The following is a 14,841-nucleotide window of genomic DNA, read 5'->3' on the forward strand; positions in this document are numbered from 1 at the left end:
AAATACTGAAGGAGGTATCTCACATGAACATAAAACGCAGCGCGCAAAATCCTATTATCCGTGTCGAGGATGTTGTGCCCTCCCGCCCCGACTTTCGAGTGCTGGGTGTGTTTAATGCAGGCGTTGCGCAGTTGCGGGATGAAATTATCCTTTTACTGCGCATTTCGGAAGCGCCGGTATCGGACAAGGCGGACGAGGTGCTTGTCCCCCTGCTGAACGAAGCGGGTACCGATGTACTTGTAGAGTGCTATGATAAGTCCGATCCGAGCTACGATTTCTCCGACTCCCGCTTCATAGCAAAGGACGGACGCACGGTCATGCTCACATCTTTATCCCATCTCAGGGTGGCGCGAAGCAAGGACGGCGTTCATTTCGACATCGAACCGCAGCCGGCCTTGTTTCCGGAGAGCGCTCTTGAAGCTTGGGGAATTGAGGATCCGCGAGTGACTCAATTAGGGGACATCTATTATATCACGTACAGCGCCGCGTCCGCGCACGGCGTTGGCGTCGGCTTGGCGGAGACCCGAGATTTTCGAACATTCAAGCGTCGCGGGCTTATGCTAGCTCCTGAAAATAAGGACGTCATGATCTTCCCGGAAAAAATAAACGGCAAATACTACGCCTTGCACCGTCCGGTGCCGAAATCATTCGGCTCTCCCGAAATGTGGATCGCCGAATCACCCGATCTCGACCATTGGGGGAATCACCGCTTACTAATGGGACTAAGCGAGCAAGGCTGGGATTCCGCTCGTATGGGCGGCGGCGCGGTTCCGATTCGAACCGAACGCGGCTGGCTTGTGTTGTATCACGGAGCGGATAGCACACATCGCTATTGTATGGGCGCGGCGCTGCTCGACTTGGAGAGTCCGTCCAAGGTTATCGCAAGATCTCGTTTCCCCGTATTGGAGCCGGAAGCTGCATATGAGGTGAATGGATTTTTCGGCAAGGTTGTGTTTTCGTGTGGAGCCCTGTTGTGGGATCAAACGGTCCGCATGTATTACGGTGCAGCGGACGAAGTAATGGCCGTAGTGGACATACCGTTGGAGGATATATTTAATACGCTTTCTTAAAGGATTGGAGGCAGTGCGAACTGCCTCCTTCAATTTCCTGATCTGAAAGCGTTGTCAATTATTATTCAGTTTAGAAGAACAAAGGAGTGCATGTGTATGACTGATAAAATGAAAAGGTTTGTAAGGAGGTGGACATGTCTTGTTATTGTCTGTTCAATGATATCGTCCATTTGGTTCTACTCGCCCGCATCGGCGAGTACTCCCGAGGTGACGAACGATGCTCAAGAAATCGCCGAAATGAGATTGATGAAAGAGCGGATAGTAGCCTTCTACATCTCAAGAGATATCATAAACGACGGAACGAACGGTCGGGTAGAATGGACCTTCAAGTCACAGGCTGGCACTTACTTGTTGAGTCAAAACGCTAATGGGAGCTGGGGGGATGTCGATTACGCGAATACAAGCTCCAGCGCCAATGGAAGAGCTTGGTCGCCATACCTTGCTTTAGATCGGATGCAATCGATGGCTCAGGCGTTCGCAGACCCGAGTAGTCCATACTATCGTAGCGAAACCATGATAGCTGGTATTCAAAAAGCGCTGGACTACTGGTTTACGGTAAAGCCGACTTCAACCAACTGGTGGGAGACCGGCATCGGCAAACAACTAAGATTGGAGAAAATCGCGATTTTGTGCGAAGGCTATTTAACTGAAACGCAATCTTCCAATATTATAGCCACGTTAGACAGCGAGCCGAACACTATCGATGGCGCCAACTCGTCCTGGTACAATCAAAATTATATGTTCCGCGGCTTATTGCTGGAAGATGCCCAGATCGTTCGGAAGGCAGTGAATGCGTTTAATGTGCTGTCGAACGTGACGACGACCGTGACGGGAATCCAGTCGGACATGTCTTTCTTCATGCATGGCAAAACGAATTATACGACGGGCTATGGAAGAAGCTTTGCCAGAGATATGTCCTTTTGGGCGTACGTTACCTCGGGTACCATCTTTTCTTACAGCAAGGTTGCGATCGATTCGTTATCATCCTACTTATTGGACGGCACCAGGTATCTCGTGAGGGGAGATGTTGCCGATCTGGGCATGGGGATGAATGGACCCGATTGGCCGGATTATGAAAGCGCGGCATTAACCTTCTATGAAGATCCGTTGCAGTGGATGCTAGCGGCCAACCCGGCGAGGGCGGCGGAGTTTGCGAGTTTCCTGAACAATATTCGCCAAGTTGGCACAAGCACGAGCAACGGACAGGACGCCAACAATATGACGCAATGGCAGACGCTGGTATCCTCCCATATGCGCAATGACTATGGAATTACGGTCAAAATGTCTTCGAGCACGGTCAAAGGCGGCGAATGGAGAACGATTCATCCGAGCGGATATAATCTGTTGTACTGGACGCCGCAAGGAGCCACTGCCATACAGAGAACTGGCGACGAATACAGACCCATCTACCCGCTGATGGACTGGGCTCATGTTCCAGGAACGACGGCCCCGTACGCGCTCACGAAAGACGGGAATTTCAACAACCCCAAAACATTCGTAGGAGGCGTGTCCGATGAGCGTTATGGCGCCACTGCGTTTGATTTCAACAAGCTGAGTACAAGCGGGAAGAAAGGCTATTTCTTCTTCGATAATGAAATGGTGGCGCTTGGCGCGGGAATCACTTCGACGAATGCCGCTTCCATACACACGACATTGAATCAAAGCCAAGCGGTTGGAGAAGTTCTCGTAGACGGCAATCCGCTCGCGGATGGACTGATGAAAACGAACGGCCGTTGGGCTTATAACGATAATATCGGCTACGTATTCCCGAATCCAACGGATTTTAAGGTGCAAAGGGAGACGAAGACCGGGAAATGGAGCGACGTCATCACGGGAAGCTCTACGGCACCGATTACTCAATCGATTTTTTCGGTTTGGCTCGACCATGGCGTGAAACCAACAAACGCCTCCTACCAATACATCGTATTGCCGAACAAAACCTCCGAAGAGGTCAGCAGCTACGCGAGCGACAACCCGATCCGTATTCTTTCGAATACACCATCGGTTCAGGCTGTTCGGCATAATACGCTGGGCATTGCGGAAATGCTTTTCTATAAAGCCGGAACAGTGACGGTGAGAGACGGTTTTACCGTCAAAGTAGATCAACCCGCGATGGTTATCGTTGACGAATCCGTATCTCCTGTCCGTATTTCGGTGTCCAATCCCGAAACGCCAGGTATTATCGTGAACGTGACATTGAATCGCAACGGGGAAACATCCACTACAAGCTACAAGCTTGGCAAAGATACGTTCACAGGCCGAAGCGTCACTTTGAACGAGAACGTCTCCATCGACGATAGAGAGTTCGATCTCGCTTACGATAAAGGAGCGGCCGCTTCATCCAGCAAGAATAACCATGCTTCCTCGTATGCTACAGATATTTATAGAACTTCGTATTGGAGTTCGAATCATTCGGACAATGAGTGGATAAACGTTGATTTGCAAGATCAATATGTGATCAATAGAGTTAGGCTGAATTGGGAGAACGCGTACGGGAAAAGTTATAAAATTCAAGTATCGGACGATGCTGTCGTCTGGGAGGACGTTTACTCGACGACGATGGGTGACGGAGGAACCGACCAGATATCCTTCCATTCGGTCAGTGCCAGGTACGTTCGGATGCAGGGTGTTCAGCAGGGTACCGGGAACGGTTACTCGCTTTACGAGTTTAAAGTGTATGAAGCTTTATCGCCCAATCTTGCGGAAGGCAAGCCAATCGTGGCAAGCTCGTTCAAAGCCGCGGACGTGGCGCCCGATAATGCTGTCGATGGCATTGTGAATACCAGATGGGGATCTAATTACTCCGATTCGCAGTGGGCATACGTCGATCTGGGCTCTAGCCAAACCATTCAGAAGGTCGTTCTGCGTTGGGAATCGTACGGCAAGGAGTTCCAGATTAGGGTTTCCGAGGACGCGACGAATTGGACTACGGTTTACAGCACGGCGAACGGAGCGGGCGGAACCGAGAATATCTCCTTCGAACCGGTGAAGGCGAGATACGTTCAAATGGATGGCATCAAGAGAGGGACCGCATACGGTTACTCGCTTTGGGAATTCGAAGTGTATGAATCTCTATCGCCAAACCTTGCGGATGGCGTGCCGGCAGTAGCAAGCTCGGTCAGAGCCTCGGACGTGGCTCCCAGTAATGCTGTCGATAGCATACTGAGTACCCGATGGGGATCTAACTATTCCGATTCGGAGTGGATCTACGTCGATCTCGGCTATAGCAAACCTATCCAGAAGGTAGATCTCCATTGGGAAAGCGCGTACGGCAAGGAGTACCAAATTCAGGTTTCCGACGACACGACGAATTGGACTACGGTATACAGTACCACAACCGGAGCAGGCGGTATTGATAAAATCTCCTTCGAACCAGTGAAGGCAAGATACGTCAAGATGAATGGCACAAAAAGAGCGTCCACATACGGCTACTCGCTCTGGGAGTTTAAAGTGTACGGTATCGAAAAGGCACAAAAGGTTCCCACTCGGATCGAGCTTCTAGCAACGCCGTCTATCGTGACGGTTGGAGGCGAAGTAACAGTTTCGGGATCTGTCTACGACAGCGGGGATCTGCCGTTATCCGGCGTAGAGGTCGAGGTCGCGGCTTCGTGGGACAGCACCGAAACTGCTAAGGCAGTAACGGACGAGAATGGCCAATTCAGCACAGTCTTTACGGCGCCGTCTGCTGCCGGAGACGTGACGTTCGCGGTCGTTCTGCCAGCAAGTCCGTCCTTGAAGGATACGATTACTGTGTCCGTGAAACCAATTGCACAGGTACCTGCTCGAATCGAACTGCAAGCGACCCCGTCTTCTGTGAAGTTCGGAGACGACGTGACCGTTACGGGAGTCGTTTATGATAGCGACGGTCTTCCGGTATCCGGTATGGAGGTCGAGATCACGGCAGCATCGGGCAGCATCCAAGACGCGAGTGCGGTAACGGATGTGAACGGCCGGTTCAGAACGCTCTTTACGGCGCCGTCCACTGCCGGAGAAGTGACGATTACGGCAGCTTTGACCGCGAATCCGTCCGTGAGAGAGACAACAGCCGTTTACGTAAACAAGACCGTGCAAGTGCCCGCTCGGATTGAATTCCGGGAGGCGCCGTCTTCCGTTACGTTCGGAGGCAGCATGTCCATTGCGGGAGTTGTCTACGATGGCGACGATCTTCCGGTTCCCGGCGTGGAGGTTGAAATTTCGGCTTCGTCAGGCAGCATCGAAAACGCTAATGTCTTAACGAATGTGAACGGTGAGTTCAACACGGTTTTTACGGCGCCGTCCGCTGCCGGAGAAGTGACGATAACAGCTGTCTTGACCGCGAATCCGATCGTGGTAGATACGGTTACCGTTTCCATTATTAAGGCCGTACAAGTGCCCGTTCTAATCGAACTCCAGGCTACGCCGTCTTCTGTGATTGTCGGAAACGACGTGTCCATTACGGGAATTGTTTACGACGGCGACAATCTTTCGGTCTCTGGCGTGGAGGTCGAATTTGCGGCTTCGTCAGGCAGCATCGAAACGGCTAAAGCAGTAACGGACGAAAACGGTCGACTTAGCACAATCTTTACGGCGCCGTCCACTGCCGGAGAAGTGACGATTACAGCCGCCTTGACCGCGAATCCGTCCGTTACGGGGAAAATAAACGTTTCCGCTAGAGCGCGTTCAAACGAAGACGACGGCGGCAATTCGGGAGGAGAAACACCCGTGACCCCGCCGGTAGATCCCGATGATCCGAATGATGGTCCGGACGTTCCGGTACCCGGCCATACCTTCGCGGATATTGACGGTCATTGGGCCGAAGCTAATATCTTGGAAGCTGAAAAGAAAGGAATTATTACAGGTTACACGGATGGTTCGTTCCGGCCTGATCGTACGGTGACGCGCGCTGAATTCGCGGTGATGATGGCAAAAGCACTGAAGCTTCAGAACGAAGAAGCAGTTTTGTCCTTCAAAGACGCGGACCGAATCGGGAAGTGGGCTCGGGTACCTGTTGCGCAAGCTGCAAGCTTAGGTATTATCCAGGGCGACAAGGACGGCAACTTCCGTCCGGATTCGGCCATGACAAGATCAGAAATGGCCGTAATGCTGGCGAGAGCATTAAACTTAGTATCTGAAACCGATTCCGCCGGATTCGCTGATGATCGCGACATTCCAGACTGGGCCGTCGGGGCGGCAGCCGAGATGAAAAAGCTGGGGATTATGCAGGGGAAGGGCGGCAACGGCTTCTTCCCGAATAATGTCGCGACGAGGGCGGAAACGGTCACGGTTCTGCTCCGGATGCTTGCAACCAAGGATTAGGAATAATAGGCAAAACAAATTCGGACGGGAGAACCCGCTTGAAGGAAATTGAAGTGATAAGGAGGAGGACGGAGAGACCGGCACTGTGATGTGAGAAAATGGATCGGAAGAATCCATGCCGACCTCGTAAATCCAAAGTTAATCGATTATTTGAGTTTTTCCAACCCCCTTTCTTCGACGTTTTTAAACGGAGAAGGGGGGTTTTTGTCTATAAGGAAGTGCCGATGGCTACATTGGAGAGTCGCGGCTTCCGAAGTCTGTATATCATTCAATAATGATACGTTAGGGCCAAGACGTTGGAGAAAATCTAAATGTTAGATGATACGCTCAATAACTTCTACCCCTCTAATCTTTCCACGTCATCATCATGTAAAGCTGCTCGACGCTTAAGGAGTTCATATGTCTCATACCACTCGTCAGGGTATCTTGTCCTTTGAATTCGCTTATTCAGCTCTCCAAGGGCATGCTCTATTCTATTTCTAAATTGTTTCCATACCATTTTAGCTTTGTAATAGTCACCGTTATTACGATTAGCATTCACTACGTCATAACAGAGCTTATCTTTTCTGGAAATCTCCATACTGATTTCATCGACTTTAAATAGGATTTCTTTTTTAAGTTTGGCGTCATTCTCCATAGTTGCGATCATTTCTGCCATAATAGAAAGTATATTGTGATTATTATGAACGGAGTGTTTGATACGATCAGCGAGTTGGATTGTCATAGATTTTCCCCTCCTAGTAACGGGAATAGTTTTATATGGCGCTGTTACCATTCTCGTTATATATAATACTGTTCGTTAGAAGGGGCTTTTTTTAGTCACTAAGCAAATGATAAAGAATTAATAATTTCTGGATTTCGTTGTGCAACTCAAATAAGGGCAGGTTTGCATAGGAGATATAGGGAAAAACCTCAAATTGGGAGAAGTATAACGATTAGTTAAAATGGAGCATCTGATTTGCGGAGGTTTTATATGTCTATTATAGTCGAGGCTTACGCCGACGAAGCTTGCGCAAATAAAACCTAACGCAAACAAAAAAAACAGCGAACGCCTCGCAAAGCGCCTCGCTGTTTTTTTGTTACACTTCGATATTGGCCGCGATGCTATCTTCCCGTCCATACTCGCGGATGAGTGCTGCTACCGCTTGATGATGCGGATTCGGGCCGTAAGCCTCCAGCGCAGCGTTGTCTTCGAATCGGACGCGAAGCACGAGTTGGTAGCCCTTGTTATTGTCCGAGAAATTAATTCCTGCATTTACTTCAATGACACCAGACAAGTGCTGCTTCAGTGCCTGAAATCGCTCCACGATTTCCTGCAGCTGTGCGCGGGTCGTTTGATCACCGAATTTCACGAGAATAATGCGATCGATCATGTAAAGATCCCTCTTTCCTCAACATCTATAACTTTAAGCAATATAGCATGAAACAGGCGAGCTTTTCCAGTACTTCGTGATTACTCAACATCTTGTTGCGCCTTAATTCAGATAATACAAATAGGTACCTAATCGGGTCATTCGTCTTGAATCTTGTAAATGTTTCTCTGCCGTTACTATGATACAGGAAGGTTCCGGGCCTCAACTCCTCGATTCCGTGCAGTCCAAATTAGCATAGGTATGGAAATCAGAAGACTGACCGCAACCGGTACAATAGAGCCCTCAAGTCCAAAATCGCCACCTGTGAGAAGTGCGGCACCGTTCACTTTCACAGTAAATAGACCGGCAGCAGAGTGTCCCGAAACAGGAATCCCAAGCAAGCCTTCAATGGCATTCCAAGCAAAATGCAGTCCAATGGCAAACCACAAGTTCCGCCGCCACAAGAAGGCGGCTCCGAGCAGAACACCTGCTTCCAGAGCTATGGCGAACGCGCTGTATAAGGTTGCTCCTGTATTTCCAAGATGGGCAACTCCAAAGAATAGAGAGGTCACAGCGAGTGCGAGCGGTTTCCCCCCCAATTTATCAATGGCTTGAAACATAAGTCCACGAAAGATAAGCTCCTCAACAATGGCTGCTCCTAAAGCTGCTTCAATGGAGGTTATTAGAACAGAACTCGAATCCGCAGAACTTGCCCATTGAAAGGAATAACCTCCCAAAGCCATAATAATAAAAGCGGACCCTGTGATAAAGATTGTCCCGGTTAGTATGCCAAGGACAGTTTCAATCCCTGCGCGCTGACTAGATATCTCTGGAGTGGACCGCCGGGCAAGGTATGTCAGCGTGAGCTTATAAGCCAAGATGGCCAGAAATCCCATCACCAGTGTAAAAACAAGGGAAATCAACCCATCTACTTGCTCTGTCAGCCTTCGGAATAACGTATCTATGAGAACTATACCAATAGCCCCCACAATCATCCAGACAATTGGAAAGCGCCAAAATGAACTCCGAGCGCTTAAATTCCTGCCATTCTGCCGCTTCTCTTTATTTTCAGATTTTTTTTTCTTCATGTTTTTCACCGCTTCCTCTGTTGTTTGATGTTATGAGTATAGGATGAAAAAGTCATAAAGAGGCAGTGCGCTTTTGTCATCATTTATTCTATGGCTATATTCAAAAAAAGCTGGCAACCCTTATAGGTTGCCAGCTTATGTTGCACTTCGATTTCACGGGCAGTGAGCCCGAATTCATTATTTTTCGCAGGGGTGGTATTGTTGATGCTCTTGATCATTTTACTCGCCATTTCTTGCGTGATTAATGTCCCTCCCGCCTGAACCACCCGTATGCCTGCGGCCAGGTCTTTGGGATGAAGGGCTTTAAGCAGATATCCTTCTGCGCCATAGCTTAACGCCGCTAACACATATTCTACTTCCTTATAGGAAGTCAGCATGATGATTTTGGTTGCAGGTATTCGTTCTTTAATCAGGGCCGTTGCGGCAACGCCGTCCATGACTGGCATATTGATATCCATCAACACAATATCCGGCATGAACTGCTCGCAGCCCTTTACGGCTTCTTCCCCATTTTTGGCTAAACCGACAATTTCCAAATCCTCTTCCATGGACAGGACGATATGTAAGCTCTCGAGAATTAACTCTTGATCATCAGCAAGCAGCACTTTAATTTTCAACATGCGGCCTCATTCCCTTCAGCGGGATTTCGCATCTGACTTCGGTTATCACTGGAGTTCCCTCCCCAGATGATAGGTGTAGGCTGCCTCCCAACCGCTCAACCCGATGTTTCATCGTGGTCAAGCCGAAGCCATAATTTAGCTTGTCGATCGGTTTGCCGTTATTTCGAACGGACAATTGCAGATTGCTCTCAGATAATTTAAGCTCTAGATGCAGTTGAGAAGCCTTTCCATGTTTTAGTGCGTTTGTAAAGGATTCCTGGATGACCCGAAGGATCGCTTGCCGTACTTCAAAACGTATGGGCCGCTCTGTCGCCGGAAGACTCAAAGTCAGGGCCGTACCCGTGTGCTCCCGGAAACGATCCACAAGGGATTCAACCTGTCGGATCAGGCTTGACTCCTCTTCTTCCCCCATCTCGTGTACGATGTTTCTCATTTCGTCCAGATTTTTCTCAGCCAATGTTCTTAAGCGAATTAACCGATCTTTGGCCTCGGCAGGCTTGCTATCCATAAGGGTAATAGAAGCATCAAGGCTCAGAATGAGTGAGATAAAGGAATGCCCTAATGTATCATGAAGCTCCTTGGACATGCGGTTGCGCTCTTCAAGCAAAGTCATTTTCTCGATCTCTGCCGAGTAGTGAGTTAACAGTTTATTTTGAAGCTCTACATCAGCTACCAGTTTATTTTTCTGATAATACGCATTGGCTACAAAGCTTGCCCACATGCCGATGAAGCAGAACAGCAGATTGTCTGCTCCGATACTTAGAGTTTGCTCCCAAGATAATCTTAGGTAAAACTGAAAGGAAAAAGGAATAAAAACAAGTATGGGAATGATCAAAAGGGTTTTCTTAGTCAATAAGTAGCCCATTGTAAGACTCGGCAGCAAATAGTTCGCTTTTGAAGTCAGATCAGGATGAATCTAAATTCATTATCCTTTTTATGAAGTATTGATTAATCACTCTGCCTATCGCATAAGTAAATGTTTAGAACAGAAGATAGGCGGTCAACCAACTATTCATAGGGAGTCAACGAAATGAGATTAGGAGGAAAGAATGAAATATTTCACTAAAGAGTTGTATGAAGAAATGCAGATAAGAGGATATTTGGTTTTCCCTGAAACGAAGAAAGATTGGGAAGACGACATTGCTTGGCATCTATCGGAGGGTTTGAACTTCGAAGAAATTCGCAGGTGCAATTTGGAGGATAAAAAAGAACACTTGCTAAAATATCTCCCGGCGTTCTTTCATCCCTATATTCAAGACGGAACGATTAATTCGCAATTTCCTTCAGATGAACTTAGAAAAATGGCTGACCAATGGAAAATGAAGTATGATGAGCGAACGAAAGCGATCGGGGTTACGTACCGTAACTACTACGAATCCATAAAAGGCTCACTCCCAGAGTTTGTTATACAATTGATTGATAAATCATTACATGATGCCGAAATAACTTCGATTGAGATCCCTTCGAAGGACATGTTTATCATGACGTTGGATTGCAGAGGCGGCTATCATTATTTAACAGATGTCAGGCTAACCTTTACGGGAGTAAAGAATGTCCAACCTACAAACTTAAGCGTAGGTAGCGGCTGGCTTTATGATGAAGTATACCTTACAGAAACCGGTTTTGAACTTCATGTGCTATTAGATGGTCCATTAATGGAATTCACCATCTCAGCGAAAAACGTTAATATCGAGATTATATCGTAATTCATGGTTCAGCTAACCGCGAACGTTAGTTCAATCAGGTCAGGGAGCAGGCGCCGCGGCATCTGTTCCTTTTCTTTGTTAAGCCTATGGGCAGATTACTTGAACACCGTTGGTCAATCGTTTCTAAGAATATTATGTTGCTTTGAAGTAGCTAGGGATTAAGCTGTCCAAAATTAAAGAAATTCAGCAGGAATAACAGGATATTCCTCAGTTAGAGCGCTGGAAACGTTCAACAGTGGTATTTTACAAAAGAAGAACAAAAGATCATTAAGACTAATCTCCCCGATATGACAAGCGGCGATGACAATACGAAACGATGGATTAAGTTATTGAGGGAGATTAAACAAATTAAACGAACCATTCGATTCCCCGGTATCCCAGCGGTTAGCATAGCGGATTTTGCAGCTAACCTCCGCATACTTTCAAGGCAACGATAACTTGTTGGAAAAGTACTGGAACTTATTAAAACCGGATAAGGATCAGGACGTAAAAACATACGGTCTTGATCGGAAAACGATGACATACATTGAGAATATTAATGATTGGTATGAAAAGAACGGGCAGCGAGGAGAAAAACAGGCGTGAGTAAAGGGGGGGGGGGAATTGGACTTCTTTATTTTATCATTTACTACTGTTTATCGGCGTCCATGTGGGATGTGCATTCCTCTTCGGTGTTCTACCGGTGGTAAGCTACAAGCCGCCGAAATCGAAAGGACGATTGTTGAATAAGAACAGTCTTATTGATGTGATTTGAAATAGTAGTTATTAAACCTTTTGACTTTTTGTACGTAATCCAATATTATATTTGCTAAGTAGTAAGTAGTAAGTAGTAAGTAGTAAGTAGTAAGTAGCGAAACTAAAGGTCTCTGAAAGGATGATACTGCTTTGTTAAAGAATTTATCAATCCCTCAAGAGTTTGTATTACTTGCTTTAGATCGTGAAACCAATAAACTAAAGTCTATTTTTCGTATGCATGTTGCCTTGTACACGGTAATGGCTTGTATAGTGGAGCTTTCTATAAATGGCAACGTTATATTTGAAGATGATGATACCGTCAGAATTTCTAACTTAACATCCACAGGTGAAAGCTATCTTGACAGAACACTCGAAATTATAACTGCTGAGAAACCAAAGAAGCTAGAGGAGTGGGTTTCTTACTTTTACTATAGACAAAAAGAGCTTTATAAAATGGTTGTAGAAAGCCTTGTAGATAAAGGCGTTCTAGAGATTGAAAATACGGAAGTTTTATTGGTTGTTCCAGTAAAAAAATATTCGGATGTTGCAAATGCACGGAATCACATCGTGGAGAAAATTCGAGCTGAGTTATTAGAACATGGGAATGTAGAAGAAGATACATTAGCCTTAGTGTTATTTTTGAATAATAAAAACATGCTTAACGATTATTTTTCTGATTATGAACAAAAAACGTTAAGAAAAAAATTGGACGTGTTGCGTAAGGAGGACATTTATAAAAAAATCATAACGATCAACAGAATTATTCAAAATTTAGATTCCGGATTATAGCTTCAAGTGTTGCAGCAACATAGGCAAGACAAATAAAGGGAGAAAAAATATGGGGAGAAAAAGAAGTTTAGATAAAATTTTATCTTCAGAATATGTGAGTGTCAGTGAGTTGGTTGAACTTTCTGGAGTTCGATACAGTACCATTAAATATTACACGGAAGAGAATATGATCGCATTTGAGCAAGAGGATACAAGACTGACAAGAAGATACCCACGTGAATCATCCATAAAGCGACTTGAGGAAATTCGTGTAATGAAAGAAGAAGAAGGATTGACAATAAAACAAATTAAAGAAAAATTATAACGGTGAACTCTGACTGGGGTACGAACTGAATTTTTTATGACAGAAGGTGGTTATAGAATGGTTGAATGGGTTCAACAAACAGATGGAATTTGGCAATACATCGTGTTGTTTTTAATATCAATATTGCCATTTCTTGATGTGTTTTATATTATTCCAGTAGGTATTGTATTGGATATGTCACCTGCAGCCGTTGGTATCATTGCTTTTTTAGGGAATTTTATTATGGTATTAGTTTTTGCCATGTTTTTTGGACAAATTTCTAATTGGCGTAATAAACGGAGAGAGAAAAAGGGGAAATTAAAGCCATCAAAAAACGAAACGAGAGCTAGACATATTTGGGAGAAATACGGCCTTCCGGTGTTTGCTTTGCTCTCGCCAGCGTTACTTGGAACAGATATAGCTGCTTTAACAGCTCTATTGCTTGGTTCATCTAAAGTCAACGTAATCACTTGGATGGGAATTAGTTTAGTCATTTGGTCGATTCTTATGACAGTTGGCTCTGTATATGGCCTTCAATACATTAATTGGCTATAAACAATAAATAGGTTATGAAGCGAAAAAGCTTGAGAAATCAGGCTTTTTTAATTGTTTGTCGAATAATATATATTAGAGTTAATAGATAATAATTATTTGGATATTGGGGAATGGAACAATGCAAATACGAGAAATTGAAGAAAAAGACAATCAATCAATAGAGAGAATTATTAAACGCTCATTGGAATCATTTAACCTAAACATTCCGGGAACAGCATATTTTGACACGCAACTGAGCACTCTGGCACAATTTTACAAGGAACAACCAAATTCAAAATATTGGGTTGCCATGAATGAACAAAATGAAGTGGTAGGCGGTGTGGGTATTGCACCATTTGGGCAGGAACCGGGAATTTGCGAGTTGCAAAAGCTATACATTACACCGGAATCTCAAGGTATGGGTCTGTCGAAGGATCTTATGAAAGTGGCACTCGACTTCGCGAGGAAGCACTATACACAATGTTACTTAGAAACAATGAAGAAACTTCAAGCAGCAAATCTCCTTTACATCAAATTAGGTTTCCAACAACTTGAAAGACCACTAGATGGTTCAGAACATAATGCTACGGACGCTTGGTTTATAAAAGATTTATCTTTGTTGGGTTAGTGCAATTTTAAGAAGTAATTCATTAAATTAAACTAAACGGGAAACGTTAGCTCAATAAAAAACACGAAATTAGTCGACGACAACGATCAGCTGCTACATTACGCTGACTGGAAGGATAAGCCAATGGATTCTAGGGAAGAATCCCCCAAACTATTGGGGGTTCTTGTTGAATTATTCACCAGAGGTTTATCCTTACTTTGTGAATGTCACAAATGTCCAACGGGTAAATGGCTTTAGAGGATTTCATTTTACATGAGGGCGCACGGAAATAAAGGGGGGATTATTGTCGTGTCCAGTCCATTTGCTAGAACTCGCTTCCGCGATGTCGATCCCGACAACTAAATGCTAACGTATACCGCGCAGTCAAATTCTTACGAATCCATTTATTATGGCGACACAGCTGTTGAAGATTCAAAGGGACTTTCTAATCAACTCAATGAAATCACAGATAATGTTAGTATGTTTGGACCGCTTATCATGAATATTTTAAGTGCAAAAAAGGCATTTAATTGTATAGCAACAAATAATAAAGATGCATGGATTGAAAAAAATTGGTTGGAAGATTACCGTAACAAATTAAGCTAACCGGAAACGATAGCCATTAAAAAACAGAAGCAGCCGACTACTTAATCGGCTGCTTCATTACGCTATACCAGCTAATAGCCTGTCAATATTTAATTATTAATGAAGTAAACGAAGGATGCTATACTGGTAAAAATGCATGACAAATAACCGCCCCAT

At 45.4% G+C, this 14,841-nt stretch carries 12 protein-coding genes; 7 read left to right on the forward strand and 5 right to left on the reverse strand.

Annotation, left to right across the window (positions count from 1 at the left end; genetic code table 11):
• Window positions 1-23 precede the first annotated feature (23 nt).
• Together FHS16_RS26080 and FHS16_RS26085 are read left to right on the forward strand one after the other, a co-directional pair.
• Window positions 24-1,070, forward strand: a complete 1,047-nt coding sequence (locus FHS16_RS26080; RefSeq protein WP_183569712.1) for a glycoside hydrolase family 130 protein — start codon at window positions 24-26, stop codon at window positions 1,068-1,070.
• A 96-nt stretch (window positions 1,071-1,166) separates the two neighbouring features.
• On the forward strand, window positions 1,167-6,365 hold the full coding sequence (locus FHS16_RS26085; RefSeq protein WP_183569714.1) for a discoidin domain-containing protein: 5,199 nt from the start codon (window positions 1,167-1,169) through the stop codon (window positions 6,363-6,365).
• 337 nt (window positions 6,366-6,702) lie between these two features.
• Here FHS16_RS26085 and FHS16_RS26090 read toward each other — a convergent pair whose 3' ends face one another.
• The 5 genes from FHS16_RS26090 to FHS16_RS26110 form a co-directional block, all read right to left on the reverse strand.
• Window positions 6,703-7,089, reverse strand: a complete 387-nt coding sequence (locus FHS16_RS26090; protein ID WP_183569716.1) for a hypothetical protein — start codon at window positions 7,087-7,089, stop codon at window positions 6,703-6,705.
• A gap of 355 nt (window positions 7,090-7,444) precedes the next feature.
• Window positions 7,445-7,738: a Dabb family protein gene (locus FHS16_RS26095; protein WP_183569718.1), complete on the reverse strand. Its 294-nt coding sequence runs from the start codon at window positions 7,736-7,738 to the stop codon at window positions 7,445-7,447.
• Between the two features lie 176 nt (window positions 7,739-7,914).
• Window positions 7,915-8,805, reverse strand: coding sequence for a CPBP family intramembrane glutamic endopeptidase (locus FHS16_RS26100; RefSeq protein WP_183569720.1), 891 nt, complete (start codon window positions 8,803-8,805; stop codon window positions 7,915-7,917).
• Window positions 8,806-8,888: 83 nt separating this feature from the next.
• Entirely contained in the window at window positions 8,889-9,425 is a 537-nt protein-coding gene (locus tag FHS16_RS26105) for a response regulator (RefSeq protein WP_246431973.1), read from the reverse strand.
• On the reverse strand, window positions 9,412-10,290 hold the full coding sequence (locus FHS16_RS26110; RefSeq protein ID WP_246431974.1) for a sensor histidine kinase: 879 nt from the start codon (window positions 10,288-10,290) through the stop codon (window positions 9,412-9,414). Before FHS16_RS26110 ends, FHS16_RS26105 begins: the two co-directional genes overlap by 14 nt.
• Window positions 10,291-10,474: 184 nt before the next feature.
• On the opposite strand from FHS16_RS26110, the gene FHS16_RS26115 reads away from it, so the two are divergent.
• The 5 genes from FHS16_RS26115 (at window position 10,475) to FHS16_RS26135 (ending at window position 14,100) form a co-directional block, all read left to right on the forward strand.
• Complete coding sequence (locus FHS16_RS26115; protein ID WP_183569722.1) at window positions 10,475-11,131, forward strand: DUF4085 domain-containing protein; 657 nt, start codon at window positions 10,475-10,477, stop codon at window positions 11,129-11,131.
• An 885-nt stretch (window positions 11,132-12,016) separates the two neighbouring features.
• Entirely contained in the window at window positions 12,017-12,655 is a 639-nt protein-coding gene (locus FHS16_RS26120) for a GOLPH3/VPS74 family protein (RefSeq protein ID WP_183569724.1), read from the forward strand.
• Between the two features lie 49 nt (window positions 12,656-12,704).
• Complete coding sequence (locus FHS16_RS26125) at window positions 12,705-12,959, forward strand: MerR family transcriptional regulator (RefSeq protein WP_183569726.1); 255 nt, start codon at window positions 12,705-12,707, stop codon at window positions 12,957-12,959.
• A gap of 57 nt (window positions 12,960-13,016) precedes the next feature.
• Window positions 13,017-13,493, forward strand: coding sequence for a small multi-drug export protein (locus FHS16_RS26130; RefSeq protein ID WP_183569728.1), 477 nt, complete (start codon window positions 13,017-13,019; stop codon window positions 13,491-13,493).
• Between the two features lie 118 nt (window positions 13,494-13,611).
• Window positions 13,612-14,100, forward strand: coding sequence for a GNAT family N-acetyltransferase (locus FHS16_RS26135; protein ID WP_183569730.1), 489 nt, complete (start codon window positions 13,612-13,614; stop codon window positions 14,098-14,100).
• The last annotated feature ends 741 nt before the right edge of the window (window positions 14,101-14,841 follow it).

It is taken from the genome of Paenibacillus endophyticus (assembly GCF_014192395.1).
Taxonomy (GTDB): Bacteria; Bacillota; Bacilli; order Paenibacillales; family Paenibacillaceae; genus Pristimantibacillus; species Pristimantibacillus endophyticus.